This is a genomic window from Ruegeria sp. K7 (assembly GCF_056531785.1).
Genome location: NZ_JBQFMJ010000003.1, coordinates 25,588 through 38,538 on the forward strand (window position 1 = coordinate 25,588; position 12,951 = coordinate 38,538).

General features: G+C 61.4%; 15 protein-coding genes. 10 read left to right on the forward strand and 5 right to left on the reverse strand.

All coding sequences use genetic code 11. The features are described from left to right. Nucleotides 1-18: 18 nt before the first annotated feature. Together ACR0FE_RS07080 and ACR0FE_RS07085 are read right to left on the reverse strand one after the other, a co-directional pair. Nucleotides 19-1,758, reverse strand: a complete 1,740-nt coding sequence (locus ACR0FE_RS07080; RefSeq protein ID WP_480911965.1) for a heparinase II/III family protein — start codon at nt 1,756-1,758, stop codon at nt 19-21. 90 nt (nt 1,759-1,848) lie between these two features. After that, entirely contained in the window at nt 1,849-3,105 is a 1,257-nt protein-coding gene (locus tag ACR0FE_RS07085) for an RsmB/NOP family class I SAM-dependent RNA methyltransferase (protein ID WP_480911968.1), read from the reverse strand. A gap of 89 nt (nt 3,106-3,194) precedes the next feature. Here ACR0FE_RS07085 and ACR0FE_RS07090 point away from each other — a divergent pair, with 89 nt between their 5' ends. After that, nucleotides 3,195-3,377: a DUF1674 domain-containing protein gene (locus tag ACR0FE_RS07090; protein WP_170613083.1), complete on the forward strand. Its 183-nt coding sequence runs from the start codon at nt 3,195-3,197 to the stop codon at nt 3,375-3,377. A 4-nt stretch (nt 3,378-3,381) separates the two neighbouring features. On the opposite strand, the gene ACR0FE_RS07095 is transcribed toward ACR0FE_RS07090, so the two are convergent. After that, nucleotides 3,382-4,236: a LysR family transcriptional regulator gene (locus tag ACR0FE_RS07095; RefSeq protein WP_170806996.1), complete on the reverse strand. Its 855-nt coding sequence runs from the start codon at nt 4,234-4,236 to the stop codon at nt 3,382-3,384. A gap of 98 nt (nt 4,237-4,334) precedes the next feature. On the opposite strand from ACR0FE_RS07095, the gene tmpA reads away from it, so the two are divergent. The 3 genes from tmpA to ACR0FE_RS07110 are packed head-to-tail and all read left to right on the forward strand — an operon-like array spanning nt 4,335 to nt 6,723. Beyond that, nucleotides 4,335-5,471, forward strand: coding sequence for a 2-trimethylaminoethylphosphonate dioxygenase (tmpA, locus tag ACR0FE_RS07100; protein ID WP_480911973.1), 1,137 nt, complete (start codon nt 4,335-4,337; stop codon nt 5,469-5,471). Beyond that, on the forward strand, nt 5,468-6,058 hold the full coding sequence (gene tmpB / locus ACR0FE_RS07105; RefSeq protein WP_170679852.1) for a (R)-1-hydroxy-2-trimethylaminoethylphosphonate oxygenase: 591 nt from the start codon (nt 5,468-5,470) through the stop codon (nt 6,056-6,058). The genes tmpA and tmpB overlap by 4 nt, the downstream gene beginning before the upstream one ends. Further along, nucleotides 6,055-6,723 carry an ureidoglycolate lyase gene (locus tag ACR0FE_RS07110; RefSeq protein WP_170613076.1) on the forward strand — a complete coding sequence of 223 codons (669 nt, stop codon included), beginning with the start codon at nt 6,055-6,057 and terminating at the stop codon, nt 6,721-6,723. The genes tmpB and ACR0FE_RS07110 overlap by 4 nt, the downstream gene beginning before the upstream one ends. Here ACR0FE_RS07110 and ACR0FE_RS07115 read toward each other — a convergent pair. Together ACR0FE_RS07115 and dapB are read right to left on the reverse strand one after the other, a co-directional pair. Then, nucleotides 6,710-7,393 carry a DUF2306 domain-containing protein gene (locus tag ACR0FE_RS07115; protein WP_170613074.1) on the reverse strand — a complete coding sequence of 228 codons (684 nt, stop codon included), beginning with the start codon at nt 7,391-7,393 and terminating at the stop codon, nt 6,710-6,712. The genes ACR0FE_RS07110 and ACR0FE_RS07115 overlap by 14 nt on opposite strands. Nucleotides 7,394-7,431: 38 nt before the next feature. Continuing rightward, nucleotides 7,432-8,241, reverse strand: a complete 810-nt coding sequence (dapB, locus tag ACR0FE_RS07120; RefSeq protein WP_480911978.1) for a 4-hydroxy-tetrahydrodipicolinate reductase — start codon at nt 8,239-8,241, stop codon at nt 7,432-7,434. Nucleotides 8,242-8,344: 103 nt separating this feature from the next. Here dapB and rbfA point away from each other — a divergent pair, with 103 nt between their 5' ends. The 6 genes from rbfA to ACR0FE_RS07150 all read left to right on the forward strand — a co-directional run bounded on the left by rbfA (nt 8,345) and on the right by ACR0FE_RS07150 (nt 12,908). Beyond that, nucleotides 8,345-8,740 carry a 30S ribosome-binding factor RbfA gene (gene rbfA / locus ACR0FE_RS07125; protein WP_170613070.1) on the forward strand — a complete coding sequence of 132 codons (396 nt, stop codon included), beginning with the start codon at nt 8,345-8,347 and terminating at the stop codon, nt 8,738-8,740. After that, a complete protein-coding gene (locus ACR0FE_RS07130) occupies nt 8,737-9,480 on the forward strand; it encodes a phosphodiester glycosidase family protein (protein ID WP_170613068.1) in 744 nt (247 codons plus the stop codon). Before rbfA ends, ACR0FE_RS07130 begins: the two co-directional genes overlap by 4 nt. 54 nt (nt 9,481-9,534) lie before the next feature. Beyond that, complete coding sequence (truB, locus tag ACR0FE_RS07135; RefSeq protein ID WP_170824934.1) at nt 9,535-10,443, forward strand: tRNA pseudouridine(55) synthase TruB; 909 nt, start codon at nt 9,535-9,537, stop codon at nt 10,441-10,443. A 46-nt stretch (nt 10,444-10,489) separates the two neighbouring features. Continuing rightward, nucleotides 10,490-11,254 carry a hypothetical protein gene (locus ACR0FE_RS07140; protein WP_480911983.1) on the forward strand — a complete coding sequence of 255 codons (765 nt, stop codon included), beginning with the start codon at nt 10,490-10,492 and terminating at the stop codon, nt 11,252-11,254. 43 nt (nt 11,255-11,297) lie between these two features. Then, nucleotides 11,298-11,801 (forward strand): DUF1643 domain-containing protein, encoded by a 504-nt coding sequence (locus tag ACR0FE_RS07145; protein WP_170613062.1) that lies wholly within the window; start codon nt 11,298-11,300, stop codon nt 11,799-11,801. 84 nt (nt 11,802-11,885) lie between these two features. Continuing rightward, the gene (locus ACR0FE_RS07150; RefSeq protein ID WP_480911986.1) at nt 11,886-12,908 is read left to right on the forward strand and encodes a calcium-binding protein; all 1,023 of its coding nucleotides are present in this window, start codon (nt 11,886-11,888) and stop codon (nt 12,906-12,908) included. The last annotated feature ends 43 nt before the right edge of the window (nt 12,909-12,951 follow it).

Below are 12,951 nucleotides of genomic sequence, written 5' to 3' on the forward strand. Positions count from 1 at the left end.
CCAAAGGTCCTTTTGGCGTCAGTCAAACTCGGGCTCGTCCCGGTGCAGATCGCGTACGGCATAGGCTGTATCCTGAGCCTTGCTCAGCGTCCACCGGATGCGGGTCGCATACTCCATTGCGCGCCCGGATAGAACGATCTGTTTTGTCGCGCGGGGCTTCAAACGCCCTTTCTCAAGGTAAACGCTTGGCTCGACTGACAATTTTCCCGCGCCATCATGGCGAAAAACCCAGATCTCACCGCTTTTGAGAGCCATCGACACCGCAGCGCCCCCCAAATCCAGCGCCGCATCCACGTCGGGGTGCAGGTGAAACCGGATATCAAACCCGATCCCCGACAGGCCCGAGGCATCCATCGCCTTGTCAAACTGCCGCTTCGCCTTGTCGGTTGCGGTCAGCAAAATGTCCTCACCCACTAGTTCGCGGCCGTCAAAACGCAGTTCAAAAGTACGGGCGTGGGTCAGACCAAACACTTTTGCGTACCCGTCATGACCAGCCATGAAGCGGGTTCCTTCAAAACCGGCCTCAACCTCGGTCAGGACCTGCGAGGGCGCATCGACCAGCGCTTCGTATTCCGTGCCCGGGGCCGGATCGGTCAGGCGGGCGCTGGAGTATCCGTCCAGGCACAGGGTGGAATGCGAAGGCGTCGCCCGCCCGGCCCGACGCCATTCGACCCCGAAACTAGCGCCGGACCCGCAATTCACGACCAGAGGCCTGCGTCCGGATGTCAGCTCAAACGCCAGGGTGGAAGCGTGCGCGTTATAGGATGCAGCCCCTTTGGGTGGCGCGCTGGCATCGATGATCACGCTGGTTCGTGCGGCGTAGAGACGGGCATATCCCATTGACAGCCCGGTTGAATTGTCCGGCTTCACGCCACTTTGCGCCAGGGCCTGATCCAGCCGCCCTTCGAGGCCGCGCCCCCCCCCATGAAACCGGGCCAGCGCGCCGTCCGAATGCCGCAGACTGCGCAGGGTCGGTGCAATGCGTCTGATCGCGTTCAGCTGAGATCCCGGCGTCCCCCGGCCCAGTTCACTCAGCGCGGCGGATGTCCAGGACAGAAGCGTAAATACCTCAAGCAATTCTTCGGGGTTCCGGGTGCTGATCCCGCCCTGCTTGTCCACCTGTCGCTCGCATTCCCGCGACAATGCGCTGAGGGCGGGATCGGCCAGTCTCTCCAATCCCTCCAGCGCCAGACCGGCCTGCACCAGACCGGTCAACGCTTCGAACCGGGGCAGGCCAGGCGTCGCGGCGTGCCAGCGCTTGGACAGATACCACGTTTGCTGCGCCAGTGAGCGGAAGAACAGCCTGCTGTGCTGCTCGTCCACGCCGCGCAACAGGAAAATGGCGTGGTTGATCCAGCGTATCAAACGGCGACCTGTCAGGTCGGGCGCCCAGCCGGGTCCCTGCCCCCGGCCATGTGTCGCGATCCAGCCCCAGACCCAACGCTGGGCTTTTTCCCGCGCGCGCATGTCTCCAACTGCGGCCAGATCGTCCAGCCAGGCAAATCCGTGACGCTCATTGTCAAAACCGGCACTGGGCGCTGCGACATCCCACAGCCCGGTATCCTGCGCCTCGACCAAGTAACCGGCGAACAGCAGGTTCCCGGCCACCAACTGCCTGCCGCGCGCGAATGAGCCGACAGCGCGGGGTTCGGGCTGGCTGACAAATCCGGTGACCGCCTTCTGGCGCTGGCTGAGGCGCGCGTAGAAACGGTTCTGAAACCGCATCCACCGGTTGGCCATGGTGTCCGACTTCGACATGACGCTTGTTTCTCTGCCCCTTGCGCTCTGCTGGCGCCTGAGACCCAACGATAGACCGGGCGGCGCGTCAAGTCATCGAAAAGCGTGCCTTCAGGCGGATTTGTTCAGGCAGGCGATATAGAACCCGTCCATGCCGCCCCGATCCTCCCAAAAGTCTGGCCGCAGGCGCAACCCGCCTTCCTGCGTGATCCAGTCGGAATCGACACCTTCGATGCCCAGCGCGCCTCGGTCGATCTGCATATCGGGATATTGTTCCAGCGCCTCTTCGACCTGCACCTCGCCTTCATCCGGCAGCAGCGAGCAGGTGCAATAGACCAGCCGCCCGCCGGGTTTCAGAAGGGTCCAGGCATGGGCCAGCATCTGGGCCTGCAATTCGATCAGCCCGCCAAATTCCGAACCATCCTTTGCAAAGGGCAGGTCAGGGTGCCGACGAATGGTGCCCGTGGCGGAACAGGGGGCATCCAGCAGGATGGCATCATACTGACCCTGATGTTCCAACGCGTCGCCGGCGATGACCTTGGCTGACAAACCGGTGCGGGCAAGGTTTTCGCGCACCCGCTCCAGCCGCCCTTCAGAGATGTCCAGCGCGGTGACATCTGCCCCAGCCGCCGCCAGTTGCAACGTCTTGCCGCCGGGGGCGGCACAGAGGTCCAGAATTCGCTCACCCGCTTTCGGCGCCAGCACCCGCACGGGCAAGGCCGCCGCTGCATCCTGTACCCACCACGCGCCCCTGTCATAACCCGGCAGGGTCGATACCTGGCCGGCATCGTGAACGCGCATTGAACCCGTTGGCAAAGCCTCACCGGGTCCGGTCGCGCCGGGCTTCACCGTGATGTCCAGCGGCGCGCCATTGAAATGAGCCACCTCCATGCCCGCAACGGCATCGGGACCCCAGGCCATGATCAGCGGTTCCCGCAGCCAATCCGGCAGGCGCGGCACCCGCATTCTTGGCCAGGCGTCCGGGCCTTCGGCGGCGACTTTACGCAGCACGGCGTTCACCAAGCCCTTTAGGCGTCCATGCTTGCGCGACCGGCCTACGATCTCGACCATGGAGTTGACGACACCATGCGCCGCCTCGCCGTGACACAACTCGACCGCGCCAAGACGCAAGGCGTTATGGACAGTCAGCGCCGGGGTTCGGTTCAGGTGATTGTCCAGCAGGCGGTCCGCCCGTTCCAACCCGCGCAACGTTTGCAGCGCAAGACGCTGAGCCCTTGCACGGTCCTCGGGTTCAAGACGATCCAGCGCGCCTGCGGCCAGGCATTCCGACAGCAATCGCCCTTCTCCCAAAATCTGATCCAGCAGATAGATCGCGCTGCGCCGCGCCGCTGTTGCGCTGTCAGACATGGATTCGCCTTTCCTGTGACCCAAGCCCGCATTGCCAAGGGCGGACGCGGGCGTATATCAAGCCCATGCACGGAAAGGAACCCGATGTCATGACCGATCAGCGCAAAGACCTGCCGCCTGCTGCCCAGCGCGCGCTGGCCGAAGCCGAAGAACGCCGCAAGAAGGCCGAGACCGAAGCCAAGGAAATGCCAAAGGAACTGGGCGGGCGCGACGGCCCCGACCCCGCCCGCTATGGCGACTGGGAGAAAAAAGGCATCGCCATCGATTTCTGATCGTTCAGCCCCGCAAAGCCTGCAGAAAATCAGCGATCAGAGCGCGCTGCTTGTTCGATTTCGCGCGCTCTTCGGGCCATGTCAGCCAATAGCCATCCTTTGTCGGCAACTCGGGCAGATCCAGCCTGCACAATCGTCCCGCATGTAAATCCGAATGGGCCAGAGGCACCGAACCCAGCGCCACGCCGATCCCCTGCCGAGCTGCGGAAATCGCGTGTTCCATCGAATCGAGACTGATCTTTGACGGCGGCAATTCCGCATTGTCCGTCTTGCGCGCCCAGTCCCGCCATGCCGGTCGTTCCCCGCGCAGATCAATCAGCGGCGCGCCCCATTCAACACCCGGCGCGGCCATCGGCACCAGAACCTCACGCGCGATCAGCGCCGCATCGCGCCCGGGCCAGGTTCCGCGGCCGTAGCGGATTTGCAGCCATGTCCTCTCCTCGTCCAGCGACGACCGGCGCGCAACCGAGTCGGTCATCACCCGCACCTTGGGCCGCACCTCCTGAAACCGCGCGACGGCCGGCAGAACCAGTGCGTGGATGTTCGAGGACAGGCCCGCGACACGCAGCTCTCGCGGGGATTTGCCGAACAGGTCCTCTGTATTTCGCTCCAATGCCTGCAGACTGTCCTGCACCAGAGGCAGGTAACTTTCGCCTTCAACAGTCAGGGACACGCCGCGCGCTTCGCGCACGAACAATGTTCGACCCAGCCAGGATTCAAGGTTGCCGATCCGCTGGCTTACCGCCGCCTGCGTCAGGCCAAACTCACGCGCGGCGGCTGAAAACCCGCCAAGACGCCCGGCGGCCTCGAACACGCGCAGCCAATCCAGAGGGGGCAGACCGACTTTCTTTCTATCCATTAGTTTTTCCGGGCCTCAGCAGAAAGAAGGATTAATTGTATTAATGCCACAAGCACCGTATCTCCTCAACCAAAGCCGCGCTGAACAGGAGATTCCCAATGCTGCGCACCGCCACTTTCACCCCTTCGGTCGTAACTGTCACTTTTGCCGACGCGTCCCAATCGCGCTTTCACGCCATCTGGCTGCGTGACAACGCGCTGGACCCCGACACCCGCGCGCCGGGCAACGGACAACGTCTGATCACCATCGGTGACATTCCCGCAGATGTTTCGGTCAGTGCAGCAGAAATTGTCGGCGGCGATCTGCATGTCACGTTCCAGCCCGAAGGCAAGACCGTTTCCTTCCCGGCCGACTGGCTGGCCGACCACGGCTATGATCACGATCACGCCGGTGCTTTCGGGCGAGTCGCGCAGGGCATCAGAACCTGGGAACGCGGCATGGAGGCGCCCTCCGGCGACTGGACTGCGGTTCACGTCAACCCCGGTGCCAAACGGGACTGGCTGGCCGCAGTGGCCGAGTTCGGTTTTGCCAAGCTGTCCGGTGGTCCCGCCGAACCGGAATCGCTGCTGAAAGTGGCCGATCTGTTCGGTTATGTCCGCGAAACAAACTACGGCCCCTATTTCGAGGTCCGGACCGAGGTGAACCCCACCAACCTTGCCTATACCGGCCTTGGTCTGCAGGCCCATACCGACAATCCCTACCGTGATCCGGTTCCGACGCTGCAAATCCTCTATTGCCTGGAAAACAGCGCCGAAGGCGGTGACTCGATCGTGGTCGATGGCTTCCGGGCCGCTCAAAAGTTGCGTGATCTGAACCCTGAAGGTTTCGCCCTGCTGGCGGGCTATCCGGCGCGGTTCGAGTATAAGGGTTCCGACGGTGTCTGCCTGCGCTCGCGCCGCCCGATGATCGAGCTTTCGCCTGACGGAGAACTGATCAGCATCCGCTTTAACAACCGTTCATCCGCGCCGTTTGTGGATGTGCCGTTCGACAAGATGGAAGCCTACTACGCCGCCTATCGGCAGTTCGGTGAGATCATCGACGACCCGGCCATGGGCGTGTCGTTCAAGCTGGAACCGGGCGAAAGCTTTATCGTCGACAACACCCGCGTGCTGCACGCCCGTCTGGGCTATTCCGGTGCCGGATCACGCTGGCTGCAGGGGTGTTATGCCGACAAGGATGGATTGCTGTCCACTCTAGCCGCGATGGAGATGGCACAACCGGAGGCGGCGGAATGAAGCCCGATTTCTCGACCCTGAACCGCGACAATATCGTGGCCTTCATAGGTGATATTTTCGAGCGCCGTGGCGGAGAGGAGTATTTGGGGGAACCCGTCACCATGGCCCAGCACATGTTGCAGGGCGCCACGATTGCCGAGCAGAACGGCCAGACCGAAGAGATCATCGTCGGAGCATTGCTGCACGATATCGGCCATTTCACGTCCGAATTCGGCACCTATCATCCCGACGACACCGAGGATCGCCACCACGAGGACGCTGGTGCCGAGGTGCTGGAGCAGTTTTTTCCGTCGGTCATCACCGATTGTTGCCGCTATCACGTCGCGGCCAAGCGCTATCTCTGCGCCACCAAGCCCGAATACTTCAACCGCCTGTCCGCCGCGTCGGTCCACACGTTGGAACTGCAGGGCGGACCCATGAGTGCCGATGAAGTGGCAGAGTTCGAGGCCAACCCGAACCTGAAAGAGATTATTCAGGTGCGGTATCTGGATGAGGCGGGCAAGCGTGCCGACATGGAAACTCCGGAATTCGCCCATTTCGCACCGATGGTGCAGCGTATGGTCGACAGACATTTGGGGGCATCATGAACGCGCCGGAATACATCTTCGAAGCGAGCTCCAAGCCGTCACTGCCATGGCATGAGGTTCCGCTGATCCGGGCGACAGAGCAGTCGGTAAAAGGCTACGGCTGCCTGGTCGATGATCCTGATACGTTCGAAATCGAAATCGTCCGCTGGCCGCAACAGGGTTGGCGGCCGATCGACGACGGCACCGGTGACGAAGGTGGCTGGGTCGAGGGCACATTCCATGGGGAATGGAAGGGTGATGTGCTTTATGGTCGAAACGAAGCCGTCAATGGTCACTATGTGCTTGGCTGGTCGACCGATCCGCAGCAAGCGCAATCGCAACAGCAAACCGCGCCGCGCGATCAGGTGTTGTTGTGGCACATGAACTATCACCCGGATGGCGGGCAGATGTTCTGGCCGCTGGATAACAGACCGTTCATCGTGCCTGCCGCGCTGCCCGGCGATAACCTGACCCCCGACAAGGTGGTGGCATTCTGGTGCGACGGCTCGCGCGGTCTTTATATCCATCCCGGCATCTGGCACGAGGGGATTTTTCCCGTTGAGGACAATCAACGGTTCCTGGACCGTCAAGGCAAAGTCCACGCCCGGGTCAGCGCTGACATCGGGAAGGAATTCGGTGTCTACCTCGCCTGCCCGCTGCGTGCGGACAAGATCAGGGATCTGTGACCAACGCCCGCTGATGGTCGTTACGTCGCCCTGAAATCCAAACCTGCACGGCCAGCAGATAGGGAAGAAAGAACGCGAAATTCTGCACCAGATCAAAAGGGCCCGAAAAATCGGGCTCTGACCCAAGCCCTCCGGTCAGCAGGTACCATAATGTGTAGTGCACACGGTATAACCAAGACCCAAGCGCCAGCCAGAACAGTCGCAATCCCCAGGCCCAGTGACCAGCGCGATCACCTGCCACTGCCTTTTGGGCCAGCATCAGAGCCGAAACAAACAGGCACAGGCCATAGAGGAAGAAGCCCACAGACATCACCGGGCCACCAATCGTTCCTCGCAACAGGATATAGGCCATTCCCGCCGCGCCTGTGATCAATGCCAGCGAAATCAGAACAGAACCCAATGCACGGTGAAATCGGTTGAATCCAAGCCGAAGCCTTTTGATCAGTTGCAGCGGCACCAATGCCACCAGCACAGTTCCGGCCAGTATGTGCACCATCATCATCGTATTGCCGATGCCCTGACCGTCGGCAAACAAATAGCTGCGCTGGGCTGCATCGTCAGACAGCCCAATACCAATCATGCCAAACCCATGCACCAGAAAAGGCAGCAGTGTCAGATAAAACGCCACGAGCAAAAGGCCGGACGCCACTGGGGATTTCAGGATACGCATACCCGGACTTTAGCGCCGGCTTGCGACCTGTCTACGGGTCAGAGCCCCAGCACATCCACCATGTCATACTGACCGGGCGCCTTGCCCTGCCCCCACAGCGCCGCCTTCAGCGCACCGCGTGCAAAGATGGCGCGGTCCGAGGCAAGATGGCGCAATACGATGCGTTCGCCGGGGGCTGCGAACAGCACGTCATGCTCGCCGACAACGTCCCCACCCCGAATGGCGTGGAACCCAATGTCCCCTCGCTTGCGCGCGCCGGTGATGCCGTCGCGACCCCGGTCGGACACATCGGCCAGATTGACGCCCCGGCCCTCGGCAGCCGCCTCGCCCAGCATCAGCGCGGTGCCCGATGGTGCATCGACCTTGTGGTGATGATGGCCTTCGATGATCTCGATATCGAAATCCTCATCCAGCGCGGCGGCAACCTTTTTGGTCAGTTGTACCAGCAGGTTGACACCCAGACTCATGTTACCGGCCCGCACGATTACGGCATGGCGCGCGGCCGGTTCCAGCGCAGCGATCTGTTCTTCGGTCATGCCGGTGGTGCCGATCACGTGCACGCAACGCGCTTGCGCGGCCAGGGCGGCAAATTCCAGCGTCGCCTCGGGTGCGGTGAAATCGATGACAGCCTGCGCCTGCGCGAAAGCCTCGAGCGGGTCATCGGTCACGGCTATGCCCAGCGCCTGCCCACCCATCGCCTCGCCGACATCCTGACCGATCCAGTCGTGGCCGTTACGCTCGACCACGCCGACCAGACGAACCTGATCACTGTCCGTGACGGTCCTGATCAGCATCTGCCCCATACGGCCCGAAGCCCCTGTGATGACGATCCCCGGAATATGGGTCATTGCGCTGGTCCTTTCGCGTTGCCTGCCGGATGGTCGGCTCAAAGCCTCCTACCCCGTTCGCGCCCGCTTGGCAAAGCCCCGCTTTGCGCTTAGATCGGGGTTTATGGCAAAGAACAAATTCCACGATGGCCCCGGCCCGTCCCAACGACAGCTGCGCGTCGGCGAGCTGATCCGCCGCACCCTGTCCGAGGTTCTGGCGCGCGGAGATGTCCACGACCCCGACCTGAACCGCATGTCGATCACCGTGGGCGAGGTGCGCACCTCGCCCGATCTGAAGATTGCCACTGCCTACGTGCTGCCGCTGGGCGGCAAAGGGCAGGAGGACGTGATCGCGCTGCTCGCCCGCAACAAGGGTGAGCTGCGGCGCATGGTCGGCAAGAAGGTCGGTCTGAAATTCTCGCCCGATCTGCGGTTCCGGCTGGACGACACGTTCGACCGGCTGGACGACACCCGCCGCATGTTCGATCAGGACGCGGTGCGCCGCGATCTGGACGAGTGATCCGCCCCGCCGTCTCGCTGATCGCGGCCTTCTGGGCCGCGCAAGCCTCTGCGGTGACCTGTGATAAGCTGACCCATGAGGGCAAGCGGTACACAGTCTGCGAGGTGGATGCCGCGAACGAAGATCTGCGTCTGTTTCTGAACGATGAAAACGGCGAGCTGCTGGGGCACTTCTCTTCCGTCAATGATGCACTGAAACCGGGCGGCAAACGGCTTGCCTTCGCGATGAACGCGGGCATGTATCACGAAGACCGCTCACCTGTCGGTCACTATGTCGAAGACGGCCAGGAACAGATGCGCGTGATCGCCAATCCGGGCCCCGGCAATTTCGGTCTGTTGCCCAATGGCGTGTTCTGCATTCGCGAGGGTCGCGCCGACGTGTTCGAGACACTGGATTTCGTCGATCAGGTTCCCGACTGCCGTTTTGCGACACAATCCGGCCCGATGCTGGTCATCAACGGAGAGCTGCATCCGCGCTTCCTGCCCGATTCGACCTCGCTCTATGTTCGCAACGGGGTGGGCACCAGTGCCGACGGCACCCGCGCTGTGTTTGCAATTTCGGATGATTACGTCACTTTCCACGAGTTCGGCGGCCTGTTCCGGGATCTTCTGGGTACGCCCAACGCGCTGTTCTTCGACGGCAATATCTCTCGGATGTATGACCGGGCGAACAAACGGTCCGATGTCGGGTTTTCGCTGGGGCCAATCGTCGGCGTGGTCGAGGATGCGCCAGCAAATTGACAGCAGTGAGGCGATCCGCTAACCCGCGCGCCTCAGCAATCTTCTAGGTGCAGTATGGGACGCAAACGCAAGGGCCGCGATATTTCCGGTTGGCTGGTGGTGGACAAGCCCGCGGGCATGACCTCGACCGCAGTGGTCAACAAGGTGCGTTGGGCGATGGATGCAAAAAAGGCGGGCCATGCGGGTACACTTGACCCTGAAGCGACCGGTGTTCTGGCCGTAGCTCTGGGCGAGGCGACCAAGACCGTTCCCTACATCACCGATGCTTTGAAAGCCTATACTTTCACCGTGCGTCTGGGTCAGGCCACCAACACCGACGATGCCGAAGGCGAGGTGATCGCTGAAAGCCCCGCGCGCCCCTCGGATGACGACATCAAACAGGCACTGGCCCCGTTTCTGGGTGACATCATGCAGGTGCCGCCCAAGTTCTCAGCCGTGAAGATCGACGGCCAGCGCGCCTACAAGCTGGCCCGCGACGGCGAGGATGTGAACCTGTCCGCCCGCCCGTTATGGGTCGAGGAACTGGTACTGGTCGACCGCCCCGATGAAGATCACGTCGTGCTGGAAATGACATGCGGCAAGGGCGGCTATGTCCGTTCGATCGCACGCGATCTGGGCGAGGCACTTGGCTGTCACGGCCACGTCAGAGAGCTGCGCCGCATCTGGTCCGGCCCGTTCGAGGCCGAAGACGGGCTGAGCATCGAGCAGATCGACGAAATGGCCAAGACCGAAGCACTGGACGACTACCTGCACCCGCTTGAGACCGGCCTGTCCGACCTGCCCGAGCTGAAGTGCACCCCCGAAGGTGCTACCCGCCTGCGCAATGGCAATCCGGGCATGGTTCTGGCATCGGACGTTGAATACGGCGATGAGGCCTGGGCCTCGCTGGATGGCAAGGCTGTGGCCGTGGGTATCTACAAATCGGGCGAATTGCACCCCAGCCGGGTGTTCGTCGATAGTTGAGCGATGTTCCCCCAACTCGGTTTTGCCGCTACGGTCGGATTACCGATTGCAACGATGGGGGTTCACGTTGGAAAACGATGCGGTCTTCCAATACCTGAAGCTGTTTCTTGAAAACATCTCGATCTGGTCGCTGATCGCCCTGGGGCTGGTCATATGGATCATCCGCAAGCCCGAGCGCCTTAAGGCGATCCCTCGCTACATTTCGTCCGCAAAGCTTGGCGAGTTCGAAGTTCAGCTTCGTGAAGTCAAGCAAAAGCTCGACGAAACAGAGGCGCATGTCGCCGAGTTGGAAGAGGAAAACGCGCGTCTGAGCACGTTGTATTCGGCCTTCGACATTCACGCGCCGGTGTCCGAACTGGAAGAAACCCGGCAGTCGCTGAAAGTCCTGGCGGGGAACCTGCCCGATACGGCGCCGATCCATGACGGGTTGAAACCCGGCGCGGACCCTGCAGATGTTTACGTGGCCGCCGAGATTTTGCGGACAAACAGGGACCTGACCTTCTATGACGTTTTGGTTGCCGTCATCGCCCGCATCGCGGCGCACCCAAAACTGGAAGGCCTGCGGTATCATACGGTCTGGACACTGGCTTCGGCGCTGCATCGGATGACACTGGCAGCCGTCAAGCACAGCGACGTACCCAAAGTGACCAAGGACCAGTTGGCTGCGGCCAGGGACGCGCTCACGCTTCTTCGTGACAATCCGCATGTGCAGCTTGATTGTCCCACGAATCCGAAACAGGGCATACGCGGGCCAGCGGGATATGCCTTGAACTGGGTCGACAAAGGTTTGGACAAATACACCGACCGCTGAGCTTGCGCTTGCGAAAGCCGGCGCAATTGGTCACTAACCCATCATGATCACCCGTTCCCACACCAAAGGCGACGCGCCCTCGACCGCCGTGTATTCCGATTGCGAGAACTATCGCTATAGCCTGACACGCATCTGGGATCCGACGGGGCGCAAGGCGCTGTTCGTCATGCTGAACCCATCGACCGCGACCGAGGTACAGAACGACCCAACGGTGGAACGGTGCGAACGTCGGGCGCGGGCATTGGGGTTCGGCGCATTTCAGGTGACCAACATCTTTGCCTGGCGCGACACCGACCCGCGCAAGATGCGAGCCGCCCCCGATCCGGTCGGACCCGAGAATGACGCGGCCATTCTGGACGGTGTCCAATGGGCCGACCAGGTCATCGCCGCCTGGGGCACCCACGGCGCACATCTTGAGCGTGGCCCTGCTGTTGAAAACCTGCTGCGCGGAACCGGCCAGCCCCTGTTTCATCTTGGGCTGACAAAAGACGGGCATCCCAAGCATCCCCTCTACATCGCCTACTCTCAGCAGCCCCAAGCGTGGTGACAAAAGGTTAACCACACCTTCAGGCTTGCTTTGACCAAACTTCTGAATCCATGGGATATTTCACCAGGCTTTCGGAGGATTTTCATGTTTCTGATCGGTTTGCTTGGACTGGCGGCCGTAGGCGGTGCCGCCTACGCGGTCAGCGATATCTTTTCGTCCGAAGATGAAGAATCAGATGACGACGTCGCACCGGATCAGCCGGATGACGCCGGACAGGGGGCATTTCTGGAAATCGACGACAATGTCGATGACCCGGCCCCTCCCGAGGTTGAAGACCTGCCCACCGGAACTGAAGAACCCGAGTTCGAGGGCACTGAAGTCCCCGAAACGGGCGATGACACCGAGACGCAACCAGACGCGGCCGGGGACGATCCGACTGACGTTCAGGACAGCAATTTGATCATCGAAGGCAGCCATGAGGACGACATGTTGTTCGGGGACACCGGCGACGACATCGTGTCCGGTGCAGAAGGCGATGACCTGATTCATGGCATGGATGGGGATGATCTTCTGAACGGCGATTGCGGGGATGACGAGCTTTATGGACATGGCGGTTCGGACGAGATGCACGGTGGGCAGGGTGACGACACGCTTATTGGTGGGCAAGGTGATGACATTCTGACCGGCGGGGAAGGCGATGATGTGCTGCAGGGCGGCTATGGCAATGACACGCTAAGCGGCGGGGCCGGTGAAGACGTCGTTTTCGGCGGCGATGGCGATGATCTTATTTCAGGCGACGATGGCGACGCGGAACAATCAGCAGACTTCCTGAACGGTGGCGCAGGGGAAGACACGATTCTGGCGGAAAGCGGCGATATCGTCACTGGCGGACAGGACGCGGATACATTTGTTCTGAGCCCCGAGGACGACGACGATCAGGTCACAGTGATGGATTTTCAGCCAGGGCAGGACAAGTTGCTGATTTCCTGGAATGACGCTGAAGGACCCGATATTCGTCTGGAAACCGACGCCGAAGACGAAAACCTGATCCGGGTGATGTTCAACGGGCAGGATGTGGCGCATCTGCTCGGTGCCGAAGGTATCACGGCAGATGATATCCAATTGATGACCGAAGCAGAACTGGAACAGCTGGGCCTTATGGACTGAGCCAGGAGATTCCCTTTGCCATTTGCCGCAAATGCGCCTATAC